At 57.0% G+C, this 16,518-nt stretch carries 14 protein-coding genes; 10 read left to right on the top strand and 4 right to left on the bottom strand.

The features are described from left to right. The first annotated feature begins 242 nt into the window (after positions 1-242). From PHA81_RS11270 to PHA81_RS11240, 7 genes are all read left to right on the top strand, one after another. The gene (locus PHA81_RS11270; RefSeq protein WP_273836852.1) at positions 243-2,279 is read left to right on the top strand and encodes a PGF-CTERM sorting domain-containing protein; all 2,037 of its coding nucleotides are present in this window, start codon (positions 243-245) and stop codon (positions 2,277-2,279) included. A gap of 108 nt (positions 2,280-2,387) precedes the next feature. Beyond that, positions 2,388-3,050, top strand: coding sequence for a hypothetical protein (locus PHA81_RS11265; protein WP_152424557.1), 663 nt, complete (start codon positions 2,388-2,390; stop codon positions 3,048-3,050). 30 nt (positions 3,051-3,080) lie between these two features. Next, positions 3,081-3,542 carry a hypothetical protein gene (locus tag PHA81_RS11260; protein ID WP_152424556.1) on the top strand — a complete coding sequence of 154 codons (462 nt, stop codon included), beginning with the start codon at positions 3,081-3,083 and terminating at the stop codon, positions 3,540-3,542. 90 nt (positions 3,543-3,632) lie between these two features. Beyond that, a complete protein-coding gene (locus PHA81_RS11255) occupies positions 3,633-4,181 on the top strand; it encodes a PH domain-containing protein (protein WP_005046887.1) in 549 nt (182 codons plus the stop codon). Between the two features lie 209 nt (positions 4,182-4,390). Next, complete coding sequence (locus tag PHA81_RS11250) at positions 4,391-4,681, top strand: hypothetical protein (protein WP_005046884.1); 291 nt, start codon at positions 4,391-4,393, stop codon at positions 4,679-4,681. Further along, positions 4,678-5,157: a PIN domain-containing protein gene (locus PHA81_RS11245; protein WP_005046882.1), complete on the top strand. Its 480-nt coding sequence runs from the start codon at positions 4,678-4,680 to the stop codon at positions 5,155-5,157. The genes PHA81_RS11250 and PHA81_RS11245 overlap by 4 nt, the downstream gene beginning before the upstream one ends. A gap of 268 nt (positions 5,158-5,425) precedes the next feature. Then, on the top strand, positions 5,426-6,736 hold the full coding sequence (locus PHA81_RS11240; RefSeq protein ID WP_005046875.1) for an IS200/IS605 family transposon protein TnpB: 1,311 nt from the start codon (positions 5,426-5,428) through the stop codon (positions 6,734-6,736). Between the two features lie 210 nt (positions 6,737-6,946). Here the strand turns inward: PHA81_RS11240 and PHA81_RS11235 are convergent, their stop codons facing one another. Beyond that, complete coding sequence (locus PHA81_RS11235) at positions 6,947-8,737, bottom strand: SWIM zinc finger family protein (protein WP_273836848.1); 1,791 nt, start codon at positions 8,735-8,737, stop codon at positions 6,947-6,949. Positions 8,738-8,781: 44 nt separating this feature from the next. Further along, positions 8,782-9,345, bottom strand: a complete 564-nt coding sequence (locus tag PHA81_RS11230) for a hypothetical protein (protein ID WP_273836847.1) — start codon at positions 9,343-9,345, stop codon at positions 8,782-8,784. 75 nt (positions 9,346-9,420) lie between these two features. Between PHA81_RS11230 and PHA81_RS11225 the strand changes: the two genes are divergently transcribed. Both PHA81_RS11225 and PHA81_RS11220 read left to right on the top strand, forming a co-directional pair. After that, on the top strand, positions 9,421-9,885 hold the full coding sequence (locus tag PHA81_RS11225; protein ID WP_273836846.1) for a hypothetical protein: 465 nt from the start codon (positions 9,421-9,423) through the stop codon (positions 9,883-9,885). A 7-nt stretch (positions 9,886-9,892) separates the two neighbouring features. After that, positions 9,893-10,246: a calcium-binding protein gene (locus PHA81_RS11220; RefSeq protein ID WP_273836845.1), complete on the top strand. Its 354-nt coding sequence runs from the start codon at positions 9,893-9,895 to the stop codon at positions 10,244-10,246. Positions 10,247-11,663: 1,417 nt separating this feature from the next. On the opposite strand, the gene PHA81_RS11215 is transcribed toward PHA81_RS11220, so the two are convergent. After that, positions 11,664-14,075 (bottom strand): amino acid permease, encoded by a 2,412-nt coding sequence (locus PHA81_RS11215; protein WP_273836844.1) that lies wholly within the window; start codon positions 14,073-14,075, stop codon positions 11,664-11,666. 47 nt (positions 14,076-14,122) lie between these two features. Further along, entirely contained in the window at positions 14,123-14,704 is a 582-nt protein-coding gene (locus PHA81_RS11210; protein ID WP_273836843.1) for a hypothetical protein, read from the bottom strand. A 361-nt stretch (positions 14,705-15,065) separates the two neighbouring features. Between PHA81_RS11210 and PHA81_RS11205 the strand changes: the two genes are divergently transcribed. After that, a complete protein-coding gene (locus PHA81_RS11205) occupies positions 15,066-15,587 on the top strand; it encodes an integrase core domain-containing protein (protein ID WP_273836842.1) in 522 nt (173 codons plus the stop codon). The last annotated feature ends 931 nt before the right edge of the window (positions 15,588-16,518 follow it).

The raw sequence follows: 16,518 nt of genomic DNA, 5'->3' as shown, positions 1-16,518 counted from the left end.
GCGTGGATAGTGAGGATGTCGTTGAGGAATCTCGACCTGTCTTCCACTGAGCTGTAGCATTGTTTTGAGACCACTGGATAGTGACGTTTTGCGGTGTGATCGCCGCCACTGGTAGCGAAAGACGAATAGTTTATTAGACATTGGTTTGTGGATTATAACATGAACCAAGCTGCTACAACCATAGTTTCGATTCCATCAGATAGTACTCGACTAGGTGTCGTTATGCCCCTTGGGTGGAGTCGATGACAGCGCATTTCCGGTCGACAGCGATCTTCATTACCCTTCTGGTCGTACTGAGCACCGTCGTCGCCGGTGGGGGTGTGGTCGGCGCACAGACCTCAGAGGACGCGAACGGGACGAACGCCACGGCCGAGACGGGTGTCGATCTCCCACCGGCCGACGACGTCTACGTCGAAGACAACGGTGACGCCGTCCTCGCCTACGAGGAGGCGGCGAACGGCACGCAGGCGAACTACGGCCTGAACGTCAGCGAGGGGCTGTTCCACGCGCTCGTCGCGAGTGATGTCGAGGGCTCTGACGATCTCGCCGCCAACGTCACGGCGGTCATGACCGGCGAGAACGTCACCGGCAACGGGACGCTGGAGGCGGCCCGTCCCGAGACGCTCTCGAACCTCTCGGTGAACGCGACCGGCGTGCAGAATGACGAGAACGCGCGCTCGGACGTCTCCGCCGCGGCGACCGTCACCGGCGAGAACATCGCCCGTTCGGTGCCCATCGAGCGTGCGGGGATCACCGGCGACGTCACGACCACGGGCTCGACGTTCGACGCCGACCTCGCGGCGAACGCTCAGTTGACCCAACCGCTGGGGCAGCCCCAACATCAGTCCTACGAGATCACCGAGGGCAACGGCACGTACACGCTGAACGTCTCCCAGGAGCGGCCGGTTCTCGGGGCCTCCGCGTCACAGTGGGAAACCCGCGAGCAGGCCAAGCGGACGCTGGAGTCGCAGTACGTCGCGCTCGCCGAGTCGATGAACGGCTCGGCCGATCTCACGATCGACTCGTACTCGTTCACCCAGAGTGAGTCGGGTCGGTCGCAGCTCGACATCGAGTACTCGGTCACCTACCAGGGGATCGAACGTGCCGTTGCCGACCAGCTGGTGTCGTCGCTGACGTCGGCCGAAGACGTCGACCTCAACCGCTCGGAGGCGCGCAACGTCTCCCAGCGCCTCCGGAACCTCACAGTGAACGAGCTCTCGGTCCGGTACGACCAGCGTCAGGGTTCGATCGAGGCCGGGATGAGCGCCGACCTCGACAACTACGACGGAGCCGTGCTCGCGGCGCTCGACGTCGCGGAAGCGACCGACATGCAAGCGCTCAACGCGGGCACCATGGCGGGGATGAACACGGCCGGCGTCGGGTCGATGCCCGCAAACACGGAGACGACGCCGACCACGTCGAACGTGACGTCCTCGAACGCGACAGCCACGAACGCCGCAGCCACGAGCGCGGCGTCGTTCAACCAGAGCCTCGAACGCTTCCGCAAGCAGTTCGAGGCCCAGCAGGCCGCGAACCTCACGCGGACGAGTACGTTCACCGCGAACGTCACGAAGAACTCCCCGCAAGCGCTCAGCGTCGACCTCGACTCACAGTCCCGGACCGAGAACTGGGGAGCGTACGTCGGCGAGCTGGAAGACCGCGACATCGAGACCAGTGATCTCGAATACGAGCTCCACGCCGCCACTGAGGGCGAGCGTGTCAACGTAACCGCCGCAGTCTCGGTCTCGGGCGAGAACCTCCTCAAGCAGGCGACGAACCAGATGCTCAACAGCAGCACCGGCCCGCAAGCGGGCCAGACTCGCGAGTACGTCACGGCGTTCCGCGAGGCGGGCTTCCGGAAGGGCCAGATGGACGTCTCGGTCGAAGACGGCCGGATGCAGCTGGAGACCGGCGCGGCCTTCGAGAACATGACGGCGCTGCGCGACGCGCTCGTCACCCTGGAGGGCGGACAGAACGTCCAGAGCGTCGTCGGTCAGACCGAGAACGGGACGACGACCTCCTACGTCCGGGTCGAGGGAGCCGTCCCGGAGAACGCCTCGGAATCACAGGTCCGCGAACTCGGGTACGTGGGTGAGGACACGTCGGTTCACCTTCCGAATGCGTGGGATCGGACGATTCCCTCGACAAACACCAGCCAGGCCAACGAGTATCTCGGGCTGACGGGTGCGAGCTCCGGACTGACCGGTCCCGGCTTCGGGGTCGTCGTTGCGGTTATCGCGCTCCTCGCCGGCGCGCTGGTCGCAGTCAGACGGCGGTAACAGCGGAACCCCGACTTTCGCTGGTTCGTTCTCGCCACCGGACCGACCAACAGGCAGCAAATCCAGTCGGTTTTTCTGCCCTCGGAGGAACGAGGTGTTCTCAGAATCATGAGCACAGATGCATCTACTAACCACCGATCCAGTTTGCACTCCACGCTCGATCCGCGAACGCAACGCGCGATCGACGAAGCGATGACAGTCTTCGCTAGTGAACCGGGCACGTACCACATTGAATCCGCTTCCGGAGCGGTCTACATCGTACACCTTCCATCTGAAAGCGGCGATTCGGCTGGCAACGGCGTAGCAACATGCAGCTGTCCAGATCACGCGAATCAACCAGCGGAGAGGGGCTGCAAGCATCTGCGGCGTGTGAAACTCGATATTGCGTGCGGTGAACTCCCCCATCCAAATGACTGGCCGTCTGATGCGGCGCTCGCCGAGCGGGAGCCAGCACATCTAACCTACACATCGTCGGCGATAGCCCCGTCACTCGCGACTGACGGCGGACAAGCACTCGACACGAACCCGTCCAGCACTTCGATCAGTGCCAGTCCAGAAATCGCGGCTGAACAGCCGACAGTCACTGACAAAAGGCCAGATGAGATCGAACCCGATGCTCCTCACGATATCTGCCATCGAATCTCCGAGCGTATCAGAGAAATCGAATTCGAGATCGATCAGCGACGTGGCGAACTGAATGACTTGGAGACGGCGCTTTCTATCCTTGAGGACCTCGTGCCAGAGTTAGAGAGCAACGAGCAAAATAAATAGAATTAACAATCTTCGAACTAACTACATCATATGTCATCGATCGACCGAGGGCGGAAAGTTGATTTTGGCTACGGGGCGACCCCAGAGGATGCTCTTCTCGCTGTTCTTCAGCGCCAACCTGCATTTGACCCACATGACGCCGAGTATATCGGCGGTAGGCCTGACTTTATGGATGTTGACACAAAATATATCCATGAACATGATTGGTCAGAGTATGACTCTTCATCGAACTCCTCATTAGTACCCGATCAAGATGACGGGTCAATTGTCCAAATCAAACGACCCTACGACATAGGAGATCTCACTGATAAAATCCGCATAACTATCTCTAATATCTGGGCGGAAGTGAATTACCGTGAAGACGACCGAGCTAATGTAAAATTCCAATTTAGTGTTGACATTGATGAATCTCAATTGACAGGAGAACGACGTGTGACCGGGGAATTGGATAAAACTTGGAAATGTGAACGGATAAGTACAGAGCCGAAATAATTCTATCAGCCGAACTTCAAACTTGCACCGCCCTCGATCTATCTCACACAGAACATTTATTTATCATCGGAAAGCTACCGATACCATCCCATGGCTTCCGTCGAAACAGCTGACTGGCTCCACTTGACCAATGACGAAGAGGTGCTCTGGGATGGGCATCCCTCCCTCTATACAATCGGGTCGGATATCCTGTTCAGCCTCGTTCTCATCGTCGTTGGCATCGGACTCACCGCTGCGTTCCTGATCCCGCTGGACTGGGTACCCGAAGCGCTCGCTCAAGAGTGGGCATTGCTTCCGCTCATTTTCGTCGCGGCTGGCATCGTGTTCTTCGCTATCCAGTACGGAATGCTCAGACGAACCCACTACGTGATCACAACTGAAGAGGTGTATCGAAAAGAGGGGCTGATCAGTCAGGATGTTCTCAAAATTCGCCACGATCGGATTCAGAATACCACCTGCAGCCAGTCAGCACTCGAACGGCTCTTCTCGTTCGGCGATATCACGATCTACACAGCTGGCTCGGATGATCTCGAGATACTTCTTACGAATGTATCACAACCGCAGGTCGTGAGCGAGGTACTTACCGAGGCGTTTGACAACGCCAATAGTGATGAGCCAGCAGACCCACAGCCACTTTGAGGGGTGTGCTAGGACATAACAGTGGTTGCTAGTACGACCGATTTATTCACGATATCCCGTGGAAGAAACCCGTCAAGACAATCGTTACACGGCCAACCGTGAATAACAAAACCGTACTAGCAACTACTGATAAGAGAGGACTGTCGCCACGTTCTCAGTCTTCACGACACATTTTTGTATATACATGACTATACACCAAGTGAACGAGTATGAGCACTGATCGAAAAGAGGAGATGATCACCATCCGGCTCGATCAGGACCTCAAAGCAAAGATGGACGAACGCGAGGAGATCAACTGGAGCGGTGTTGCGCGAAAGGCCATCCGAACCACTATTGAGGACCTGGAGACGATGGATGAGATTGCATCACAAAATCAACTGACTGAGGAAGAAGCCCAGGAAATCGCCGAACAGATCACGGAAGCCGCAAACAAGCGAGCACAAACCGCCCACGAAAAAGACGAGAACGAGACGAGTACTCACCGAGTAACGGACGGATGAATGACGACTACGTCCCATACCCTGAAACGATCGTTATTGACGCCAATACGATCATTTCGGCGACGTTGACCCCAGGGATTACGCGCGAAATGCTCCTCACAACCGAGGATGAACTCTATTCGCCCGCATTTATTCGCGAGGAGATTGCGACCCATCGCTCAGTGCTCAGAGACAAATCTGGTCTCTCTGATGCAGCGCTCGACACGCTTCTCGACACGCTGTTCACGGCAATCGAGATTCTTTCGGAAGATCGCACAAACCGGTCTCGGGAGACAGCAGAACAGACAATGGAGGCCATCGATCCCAAGGATACGCTCTATGTCGCTGCCGCGCTCGAACTCAATGCAGCAATCTGGAGCGGAGACCCCGATCTCCACGATCAGACACTCACACCCGCTCTCACAACGGAGGCAATTGTTGCTCGAGTCCGTCAGGCACAACGAGAGACCGATAGCGAATGCACCCGAGACGAGTGACTCGTAATCGAGCGGAAGCCCATCCTCTTCAGGGATGGGTCCAAGCGGTAGGCTCTGCCGAAGGACTGCCGGCTATTGCTATGCTGGGGTCTCAACATTATCGAGACCGACACGCAAGAGCGTTTCATAGGCCTCGGTCAACGTCACATCGTTCGCTTCGGCGTAATCTTTCACAGCGCCATGCGTCTCGTATGAAAGGTCGATGTTCGGTCTCATACTCTGGACCACAGGACTTAACAGACGTAAGGACGTATAGTAGTTGTGGGCAATGAAGCGGACCAATACGTTCGAGGTAGTTCCGATGTCCGACGCGGACGAGGAGCTACTTCGCCGCGTAATGGACGCTTCGGCGTCGCTGTGGAACGAACTCACCTACGAGCGCCGCCAACAGTTCTTCGACGGCGACTCGGTATGGAACACCGAGGACTACCGCAAGCGGTACGTCGGTGTTCTCGGCTCCGCATCGGCCCAGCAGACGATTCGAAAGAACGACCAAGCGTGGAAGGGGTTCTTCGATTCAGACGAACCCGACGAGGGGCTTCCGGGCTACTGGGGCAACGAGGAAGACGGACGCAAGCTTCGCTGGTTCGGTCGGAACGACCAGTACACGATTCAGTGGGGAAAGCGTTCGCGCCTCGAAATTCCGGTCGGCAAGGACCTGAAAGACGAGTACAGTCTTTCAGGCCGACTTCGCTTGGAAGTACGCGGCGAGCCACGGTGGGACGGCAAGCAGTGCCAGTTAGAACTACAGTACGACGAACAACCCGACCAATTCAGGGCCTATCAGCCGGTTGAGGTGACGGACACAGATTCTCACCCTCGACTCGGAACACCAGTAGCCGACGGGTCGGCTGCTCTGGATATCGGTGCGAACAACATCGTCGCCTGTACGACCACGACTGGCGAACAATTCCTGTACGCCGGACGTGACCTCTTCGACCGCTTCCGCGACACAACGCAGGAGATCGCCCGGCTTCAGTCGTTACTCGAAGACGGCCGATACAGCAGTCATCGGATACGACGACTGTACCGACGCCGGACCCGGCGACGGGACCATGCGATGGATGCGCTCGCTAGAGACCTCATCGAACGATTGCACAAAGAGGGCGTCGCAACCGTGTACGTCGGAGCGCTCACCGACATACTCGAAACGCATTGGTCGGTCGAAGCGAACGCGAAGACGCACAACTTCTGGGCATTCCGCGCGTTCATCGACCGGCTTGCCACGACCGCCGAAGAATACGGTCTCTCGGTCGAGGCACGGTCGGAAGCATGGACTTCGCAGGAATGTCCGCAGTGTGGTTCGACGGAGCGAACCACACGACACAAGGACACGCTGACCTGCGAGTGCGGCTTCGAGGGGCACGCGGACCTCGTAGCCTCCGAGACGTTCCTGAAGCGATACACGACGGTAGCACGGCCGATGGCACGGCCTGTATGCCTCAAGTGGGACAACCACGATTGGTTGGAGATATCACACTCTCATCGTCCCAACGAGGAGCATACGAACCCGCAAGTTGCCTCCGTGGGGGTCGGTAGCGATGCCAGACCCCCAGCGCGAGGAATCCCACGGCTTTAGCCGTGCGGAGGATGTCAATGTAGTCATGGTAGCTGAAAGAACACATCGTGCTTGGGATCACGACCAACCCGTGCTCGCAGGGCATTCGCGTTCAGAAACCGACTGGGGTGAGCCGTCTCGGGACACTGGTTCCTAGCATCACTGATCAGCGGTGCAAGTTCTGACGCGTATTTGATCGTGATCATACAGGATCAACAGAGACCTCGCACTTCAGAACTCCTCTAACAGTTCATCCAGCATCGGGCGCAACTTGTACTTGGGATAGTGGTTGTCCCGCATCGTTTCGACGTACTCACGCCATTCGTCAAGTTCATCGGCCGCCTGGGCCGCTGTTCCTGCTCGTCTGAGCCAGCGGACAGCCGTCCCATAGCTGTCATGCTGACCGTTCTCGATGATCGGTTCGGCCTGAGATTTACAGGTACTGATCGCCCAGTGTGGTCGCTCTTCTACGACAGCCTCGACGACCGGCTCGATCACGCTGGTCTGGGGGGTGCTCTCCGCGAGGGCGATGGCCTCGTCGTACTCTCCCTCGTGGAGGAACACTTCCACGGACCGGGCAGTAGTGCGATCGCGCGGATTCTGCGTGCGGAGGAATTCGAGCAGGTCAGGCCGAACGCTCTCCCAGTCGTCAGCGTGTTCTTCGATTGCCTGGTAGGCTCGCAGCGACGGACTCGCCTCGAACGCAGCGACAGCTGCCTCCAGCACGAGGTCACGGTCGCCAGCACTGGCTGCTCGGTCGCGCAGCCACTCTGCGAGCGTATCCTTCCGGAACTCCTCAAGTGTCAGGCCGTGTTGGGCTACCCGCAAGGCTGCCTGTGTCTGGTCGTGTGCGCGAAGCGTCTTGGCCACTTCGAGCACTCCACCCGGTGTCGACAACCGCTCGATAGCGTAGTCGACGGCCGCCTCGTTGCGTCCTTGCTGTACCAGCATCGTCGCGTACGCTTGGGGTTGCGCTGCCGCCTCAGCGAGGTTGAGATACTCCTCGATGCGATCCTCTCGTTCGAGGACAGTGAGGCGTGCCGTGACGATATCTTCGCCATACCAGGGTGTCTCATCACCCCAGAACGCTCCCTCGTCGAGGGTCCCTTCCATCGCCTGCTGGACTCGTTCGTCGTTCCACCCCTGTTCCGCCGCGTCTACCGCAGCCATGAATGTGGATTCACCCATGAAATGCCGGAACTGGTCATCCCACTCGGTGAGACGCTCCCTCCACTCATCCCGCTCACGTTCGGTTAACTTGGCCGTGAGAATGGCTTCGATAAACGTCTCGTTGAGGTCACCGAGAACCTCGTACACGCTGGGGATATCATGGGGAAGAAGGCCAGCCCACCTGTTGTCCGCGAGCTCATCGGTGATCGCTGCGAGAACGTCAAGCGCGGTGTCGCCGTCCTCGGTCTCGAGAGCCATCCGTGCCTGCTCAATCAACGCGTCGAGTTCCTTGGCCATGCGCTCTGCTTCAGCGTAGGCATCACTATGACCTCTCTGTCCGGGTTTTGGGAGCGCGTGGTTTGCCTGCCGCCGAATCGAGTCCAGATTCACCGACACCGATAAGGTGGTGTCTGTCTCGTCGTCAACAGTGGTGAGACGGGTTTCGACCCAGTCAGCCACTTCCGGACGCCTGTCGACGAGTTCGACGAGCAGATTCTGCAGAGTCTCCGGATTCGTGTCGGCGATCAGTTCCGAAATCGGTTGCTGGGTACTCACGCGATCAGGCTCACGGATGGATGTCAACAGTACAGCAACGCGATGCTTGCAGATCCCGCCGTGGTCGTACGGGCAGGAACAGTCGGTCCGAGCGACGCCAGCATCGTCGAACTCGATGGTCACCGTATAGGGCTGGTACTGACTCCCTTCGACGTCTGCTCGGAGTGTCTCACCGCGCCGAACCACGTCGCTGACTGCACCCCGCTCGTAGTAGGACTGTCCTCGGTCGTACGATTTAGATCTGGCCAGTTCCCGAACAGTCGCTTCCGTTAGGGTGGGCCACTGCTCGCCACTCATGCTCTTGGGAGATCGCTACGACAGACCCAGTATTATACTCTGTGTCAGTCCATGTTTGCTCGTCGCCGGAATGCCTCTCCGAGGACGGCGAGCATCTCTTCTATGTGATCCTCGGGCACGTCGTCAAACGTGGCTCGATACTTCTGTTCGGTGAGGGACAGTTGCTCGTCAAGCACTTCTTCCGGGTCTTCGGCGTCTCTGGCACGAGCGAGTGCCTGCTCCCACATGTCTTTGTTCGGAAATTGCTCGAATTCCGCGTCGACGAGCAACATAGGACTAAAATCGAACTCCCGCATGCGTTCGGCAACGTCCCATTCGTCGATCGTGAGATGGTAGGTGTACCGCTTGCGAATGTGCCACCGCGCGGGCGTCGGCATCCCCTTGCCGGTCATCGATGTCGACGGGAACGGCCCAGACGGATGGCGCTCGACACGGAAGCTGAACGACTCGTCGTCGATGGCCCACCAACTACCCCGGGATTTGATCTTCTCGATCGTCAGTCCCTCGGGAAGCGCGACATCGTTCCGTTCGAGAAATCGGATGGCGGCGTCACGATCAGCGAGATCCGGCAGATCCGCCTCGTCGAAATCGGGATCGAACTCTGCCATGTCGGTACTTTGTGTGAATGGACAAGACGGTACCGACGAACTCACAACCGTCCGTCCCGAAAAGAATGGAGGAAGATGACCACCTATCGGTTCCGTGTGAAGTCCGAATACGATCCGACCTCGCTGTGGCGTGACATCGCTGTCGGAGGAGACCGGACGCTCGACGAGTTTCAGACGGTGCTGAACCGCGCGGTGGGGCTCAACCAGGACCATCTCTGGTTTTTCGGGACCGATCAAGACTACTGGGATAGCGACAGTCAGTACAAGCGACCAGAGGAGATCGAACAGTCAGCCAGTGGGCTGCTGCGAGGCGGTGAGGAGTACGACGCTTCCGAGACGACAATCGGACAGATGGCTCGACAACTGGATCTGGACGAATGTGACCGTATCTGTTACCTGTTCGACTACGGCGACGAGTGGCGCTTTTACGCCATCCTCAAGGAGATCGATGAGACCGAATCTAGCGACAAAGCGCCTGAAGTCGTGAAAGAGAAAGGTGATCCCGTCGAGCAGTATCGCCTGGTAGACGAAGAATGGTAACCCGAGAATGACCGCAGACAGGGATGAAGAACGGGACGAACGCATCAGCATGGAGATCATCGTCGACACCTACGGTCCAGAAGAGCAAGCGATGGGCTGGCACGCCTACCTCGACGACACTCTGGAATTCCCGTTTGAAGCGCGCTGTCGTACCGAGCGAGAGGAATCACCGCTCAAGAAAGACGAAACCGTCCGCGTGGTTGGAATGCCCCGGACAGATCCGACGCTTCGCCAGCAATTCGTGACCATCGAGTGGAAGAACAGGAAACTCGGTGTGCCACTCAAGCAACTCGAACCGGTTGACGCCAGCAGTGACACCGAACAAGCGATCGGAGACTGGCACTACTGGCTTGAGCGCTGAGGGCCGCATCACCAGCGATACGCGGATCCGTTCAGCAACTTCTATTAAATCTGCCAGTTCTAACCCAACCACAAAGCCAGGTTTCTGCATCATCCATCACGTCGAATCGATGGGTCGAGATGTTGGGAGTAGTATTCAGCCACCCAACTCCTTCGCTGTCTATCGATCAACAGGGCATGCTCTCTCAATCGATGTTGCGACAGGGGGACTCTCGCGGCGAGCGCGTGGGGAACAATGAATTTCGTTGGCAGGGTTGTTGACGCTCTCGCAATCCCCTCGGTCGCCACCCGAGGACAGTGTCCCGCCAGCACCGCCGCACGCGCTCGCTGTCGCGGTCCGCTATGGATGAATCCGCTGGGATGGGTGTAAGACCTTTCGCTGCGCGCGCTGCTGACCACCCTCCAGCTCGCGTGTGAGGGGACTTTCGTGGCGAGCACGCCGGAACATGCATTTCGTCGGCGGAGTCCGGACAGTATCGATGGGCGCTACCCCTGATTGACTTCGCCAGCGCCGCCGACGCGCTCACTCTCACGGTCGCTTGTTCCGCATCACTGTCGAGCGGAAACGCGTCGGAACAATGGGTTTCGACGACGAGTTTGGTTATCGCGGTTCCCAGGATTACTCCAGGACGCATGCTCGTCAGCACCGTCGACGCGTCAACTGACGGTCCACAGCGTTACTATAGATAGGCTGCTGAACAGGGTAATTTTGCAGCTAATTCACGACCGGGAGATGGATTTTCGCGGCGAGCGCGCCGGAACATGCCGTTTCGATGGTGAGATTGTCGCCAACTTGGACAGCACTCCTCGTGCTACTGAGGACAGCGCCCACCAGCTCCGCCGACGCGCCCGCTTTCGCGGTCCATCAGACAGCCTCATTCTCTCGCTATAGCGGTTGTGAGAGGCTTGTTGAGACGTTCGCGGCAAGTACATCGGAACAAGTGGTTTCGGGAGCAGGGTATGACACGACGGGTAGTATTTCCTTGGAGCCACCAAGGACAGTGTCCGCTAGGCAAACGCCGACGGACTTCCTTTCACAGTCCTCATCGGGTGCTATCCGCCTCGCTGCGATAGATCTTCCGAGATCGTCGGCGATGCTATACAGTCATCCACACTCTCGATCGCGCGCTCCGCTGGGCAACGGGAGTGGGTGTCATCCTCGTCGCGGCATGGGTGATCGTCCTGTGAACGCCATTGAATTCGAGGATGCCGAATTCACCTACTTACCCGTCCTTAGAGAGCTAAGGACGAGTAAAAGAATGGACTGTCAAGCTGGAGATCAGCTTAGAGGCGAGAGAGTGAATATTTTCAGGATAGCGTCCCAGCGTGATTGGTGCGTTTACACCTCACTATCCGCATGTATCGATCGAGGTGAAGGGGAAAATCGGCCGCCGGCTGATCCTGAAGTCGTCGTTGAGCTACAGCCTGCCGAGCAGTCGCTGCAGCCGCGAGGTGAGGTCGAGATTTCGCCGGGTGAGGATGACCGTGCTCTCGGCTCTTTCCCCGACCCGTTCAGGTATCGCCCCGAAGACGATCTTCTGGAACAGGCCCTCACGAGTCGCTCCGATGACCGTGAGGTCGTGGTCGGCCGACCGGGTGGTGATTGCATCCACCACGTCATCGTTTTCAGCTATTGTTGCGTTGACGTCAGCTTCCTCGAACGCGGCGAGCGCGTCGTCGAGCACTGCTTCGGCTTCCTTACCGTTGTCGTCAGGCGCGACCACTCGGAACAGTTCGATCTGCGCGCCGGTCGCGCGGGCGATGGACCTGGCGATTTCGCCAGCATACTCCGCATGTGGGCCACCGGCGGTTGGCAACAGAATGGATTCGATCGTCTTCGGTGTATCGGACTCGATCCGTTCGACCAGCACGTCACAATCGGCCTCGGTGACTACGGTATCCACGACGCTCCCGAGTACGACCTCCCGCCGACGCGCTCGCCACCCACCCCAGCCAATCAACACGGCGTCACTGTTGTACTGCTCGACGGTGTTGAGGATCGCACGCTCGACCTGATGGCTGATGCGAATGGTCCCGCTAACTGGCACGTCCTCGCCGCCGTCGGTTAGTGTCATTGCGCGATTCAGTATCTCGCGCTTCTCGTCAGTATACTGCTGGCCTGCCGAGAGTGGGGTCTGGTCGGGCATGTCCACTACTGAAAGGACGAGTATCTCGCCATCCCGATCTCGCGCTATGTCGGCGGCGGTGGCCATGAGTTGATCGGCGTTATTGGGGTTGGCGATGGGGACGACGATTTGGAAGTCGCGTTCACGTCCCGAGGGATTGTGCTCGGCGACTGCCGTGGGAGTTTCGCGTTCGATCTCCTCTCTCGAGGGCGTACGTCCCTGCCACGCAAACCAGAAGGCGATACCGATTGCCTCTGCGATGAGACCGAGCGCTACAGTTCGCAACCCGAGACTCGCCACCAATCCGATATTCGCAATAACCGCGAATACTGGCACCCATGGCACTAGTGGAACCCTGAATCCCCGATCGAGATTGTCAAACTTCCGCCGGGAGAAGACGACTGCGATGTTGACGAGGGAGAACCCGGTGAGTAGGAGGACGTTCGCAACTCCGGTGACACTTTCGAGACCGAGGTGGAAATTGAATAGCGGAAGCTCGAACAGCAGGCCGAACAGCGGATGTGTCTCGCTGGCACCGGGTACTTCCCCGAAGAGGATGGTGAAAATCACGATGAACGTGAAAATGAATCCTCCGGTGAGCAACACCGACTTGTAGGGTGTGCCATACTCGGGATGGAGATCTTCAAACTGGTCAGGGAGGTGGTTACGGCGAGCCAACGCAAGTTTCACTCGCGACCCTGCTAGTACTGTGGCGTTCGCCGCCGACAGCATCGAGAACAGCGCACCAACGATGATAACGTAGAAACCAATGTTCCCGAGGTAGTACTGGGCAGCGTAGGCCATCGACACTTCGCCGTTGTTGGCGACGTACTGAGTCGGGGAAAGACCGCCGAGTTGGACGTTGCCCGCGAGGAAATTCAGGAACTGCTGGTCGTTAATGGCGATGACGATGACCAAGACCACGAGCGCGTAGAGAAAGGTGACGAATCCCATGCTGATGTAGATAGCACGCGGAATGGTCCGTCCGGGTTGCTTGATTTCATCGGCATTCGTCGCGATCGCCGAGAACCCGATGAAGGTGATGAATACTAACGCACTGGTTGCCCCGATTTCGACGACATTACCGATGTTCTGAGCGAACGATGTTGCTACCACATTCACCTGGAACGCTTGCAACCCGCCGTAGAGAAACAGGATGAGTAGGACGATTTTGGCGGCGGTCACGGCAATCTGGAATTGGCTCGACTCCTCGCTCCCCCGACCATTGATAAAGATGAGCAGACCAAGTACCGCGACGCCCGGCACCCAGTAAGGTATCCACTGAGGGATGCCGAAGACTGGATAGATAAACCTATAAAACCAATCAGAGAAGCTGGCGAGATAAAACGCCGCGCTCGCGGGATAGCCGACGATCATGGTCCAGCCCATGATATAGACGAGGTCGGTGTCGAACGTCTCTGCGACGTACATATAGCCCCCGCCGCTCTCTAAGTACACCGAGGAGAACTCGGCGTAGGCCGCTGCGGTAAGCGCCGCGACGAGTGCCGCGAGCACGAACGAGAGGATCGCCACTGTGCCGACGTTTGCGACAGCAAGACCCGAGAGAACGAAAATCCCGGCTGCGATCATTGTCCCGATGCCGATCGCTAATGCGCCCACGAGACCGATATTCCGATCAAGCTCTTCTTCAATTCCGTCTGGTCCAGAGCCAGGGGATTGCCCATCGGACGTGTTCCCACTCATTACCCACTCAATGCTCATTCCTCACAAAAAGGCCGGGCTTTCTGATATCAAACCAAAGCGACAACTTTGGGGAATGACACACGGAACGCACCTGCACCGAACCCAAATCCGATACAACTAGCGTAAATTACGATTTCTCGGTAATCATTATCGTAACCAGCAAAAGCAGTGAGAAAGAATAGAGCGCCGTTTAGAATACAGAGCAAAAAGCCGAGAGAAACAACGAGTAGATTGAATACTGGATCGGCTTGGAGCGATAGAAAGGTGTATGGTAGACGGAGTAGGCCAGTCACCATACCCAGAAAACCACCAGTGACGTAGAGTACGAATGTGGGTATAAAGAGCACTAATCCGTTGACCGCAAAACGGAACGAGACTTTTGCTGTCCGTTCCAGCCACGTCATAACCGCTGCGGCATACGATACAGACTGCATATTTGAAGTAATGAACCCCAATTGTATGCCACTTTCGTCAGTGTGCTGGAGTGGGGATATAGTAATCACTGTGCTAGCCTGGGGTGTAGTGTCCGCCAAAGATTTCGTCGGCTCTATCTGCCCGATGATCAACCAGATGAGATGAAACTTGCTCAGGATGACGCCACCCGTATCTGTCAGTGAGTTGTTGATCACGGCGTGGACACTGCCGTGGTTGCTAAGCAGTTCGAGGTTAGTCGGCGGCGTGTGCAGCAACTCGCCAAAGCGTACCGTAAAAGCGGTGAAATTCCACAATTGGAGACGCCAGGACGCAGACCCTACGTGGACTATCCTGACGACCTCGAAGACCGGATACTCGACCTACGCCAGCGCCTCTGCGCTGGCGCAGTCGTCATCGCGCACGTCTTCCGCGTTAGAGACGGCCTCTCGATCGCTAACAACCGCGTCCACGAGATTCTTCAGGAGCACGACCACGCGAGCGAGAATCCAACCAAGCAGGGCCGCAAGCGGCCGTGGGTGCGCTTCCGAGCATGGGAATGCGGCGGTGACGGTCCGCATGGACTGGTACCACAACGACCGCGGACAGCAGGTGCTGGCCGTCGAAAACGACGCCTCACGCCGCATCTTCGATATGATCGAGACCGACGCCAGTTCGGCGAGTCACGCCGTCGAACTCCTCGACAGCGTTGACGAGGAGTTCGACAGTCCGGTCCCGATCTTGGAGGTCATCACCGATCACGGATCGGAGTTCGTCAATCCTCGTCGAGATGATCGGCCGTGTCTCGATCACGAGTTCGAGCACTTTCTCCACGATAATGACATCGGCCACACGCTCTGCAAAGTCGGACGACCGCAGTCGAACGGGAAAATCGAGCGGTTCTTCCAGACCTACGAGAAACACCGCAAGCGGTTCGGAACTCTGGAGGAATTCCTCACCTTCTACAACGAGGAGCGCCCGCACATGAGCCTCAACTGGGGCAACTTAGAGACGCCAGCTGAGGCGTTCGAGCGGTTGATGCCATCGCCAACGACGGACATTGGCGACCTGCTCGCAACCGAGGTGACCGTTGATGGATGACCAACGAAATCTTTACCGGACAGCACACATGGAGTCAGCGCCGTAGTTAACGATGAATAAGTAGTACGGTCAGAATCAACGATACCGGTGACTATCGATTACATGTATCTGGTCGTTGAGCCACTTAATTGCCAGTTTGATAAAGATAATCCGGATCGATATGTTCAAAACTCCGAAACGGATCATTCTTTCCAACTGTACCGATCTCCACAGAGGGCGTGAACCGTGTCAAATCGCCATCTACGCTCAACCGTAGAAATGCAGAGTAAAGTGACCACCGCAGTCGGCCAGTGGGTTTATGATGTTACTCTATTTAATGGTGAAGCGGGGAAAGTTGGTCGTAGTTGATGCCACGCAACGGACCGGTTCTGGCTGTCTACGCAAACGCTAGAATTTTGTCACCCTGATTCTTCTTCTCAGGATAATGTCCTGTGGTTCGCTGCTCACTATCTTTAACTGGCTATGAATAGATTCATGATATATTCTCCGACATCGCATTCCAAAAATTGTCGAGGAGGCCTAGTGAAATAATTTTTATGGAATTAAAAAATAAAGGGTGGCTGTTGGTAGGTTTTTCATGGATAGCCCTCTTGTTAAGTGTGCTACCAACGTATTCCCCACTTGTGTACTCAAAATTGGTACAGGATATCTTCTCCGTAGCAATAGTGCTGTTTGTCCTAGGTGGGGTATACCTCATTGCGATATCTGAACAGAGTCAAAGATGAACTAGTACGCTCGCACCTATCGATCGATGTGAACGGTGTACGACTCTACTGCCGAAACTTGTTGATTTACTGGAGAAATACTGACGCCATTTTGTAAAGCAAGATTACATCCACTATCGGTTAAGTAAGTTTGGTATTTATTTGTGGAGAGTGGTAACAGAAGGCCTATGATTAACGTTGGTTGCTATGGGATCATGGTGTCTCTA

The organism is Halococcus sp. PRR34, assembly GCF_028617175.1.
GTDB classification, from domain to species: Archaea; Halobacteriota; Halobacteria; order Halobacteriales; family Halococcaceae; genus Halococcus; species Halococcus salifodinae.
This window is presented reverse-complemented; position numbering and strand designations above follow the sequence as displayed.

Coding starts and splice junctions, on each gene's coding strand:
- PHA81_RS11270 (WP_273836852.1), top strand. CDS start 243: ATGACAGCGCATTTCCGGTCGACAGCGATCTTCATTACCCTTCTGGTC.
- PHA81_RS11265 (WP_152424557.1), top strand. CDS start 2,388: ATGAGCACAGATGCATCTACTAACCACCGATCCAGTTTGCACTCCACG.
- PHA81_RS11260 (WP_152424556.1), top strand. CDS start 3,081: ATGTCATCGATCGACCGAGGGCGGAAAGTTGATTTTGGCTACGGGGCG.
- PHA81_RS11255 (WP_005046887.1), top strand. CDS start 3,633: ATGGCTTCCGTCGAAACAGCTGACTGGCTCCACTTGACCAATGACGAA.
- PHA81_RS11250 (WP_005046884.1), top strand. CDS start 4,391: ATGAGCACTGATCGAAAAGAGGAGATGATCACCATCCGGCTCGATCAG.
- PHA81_RS11245 (WP_005046882.1), top strand. CDS start 4,678: ATGAATGACGACTACGTCCCATACCCTGAAACGATCGTTATTGACGCC.
- PHA81_RS11240 (WP_005046875.1), top strand. CDS start 5,426: ATGAAGCGGACCAATACGTTCGAGGTAGTTCCGATGTCCGACGCGGAC.
- PHA81_RS11235 (WP_273836848.1), bottom strand. CDS start 8,737: ATGAGTGGCGAGCAGTGGCCCACCCTAACGGAAGCGACTGTTCGGGAA.
- PHA81_RS11230 (WP_273836847.1), bottom strand. CDS start 9,345: ATGGCAGAGTTCGATCCCGATTTCGACGAGGCGGATCTGCCGGATCTC.
- PHA81_RS11225 (WP_273836846.1), top strand. CDS start 9,421: ATGACCACCTATCGGTTCCGTGTGAAGTCCGAATACGATCCGACCTCG.
- PHA81_RS11220 (WP_273836845.1), top strand. CDS start 9,893: ATGACCGCAGACAGGGATGAAGAACGGGACGAACGCATCAGCATGGAG.
- PHA81_RS11215 (WP_273836844.1), bottom strand. CDS start 14,075: ATGAGTGGGAACACGTCCGATGGGCAATCCCCTGGCTCTGGACCAGAC.
- PHA81_RS11205 (WP_273836842.1), top strand. CDS start 15,066: ATGGACTGGTACCACAACGACCGCGGACAGCAGGTGCTGGCCGTCGAA.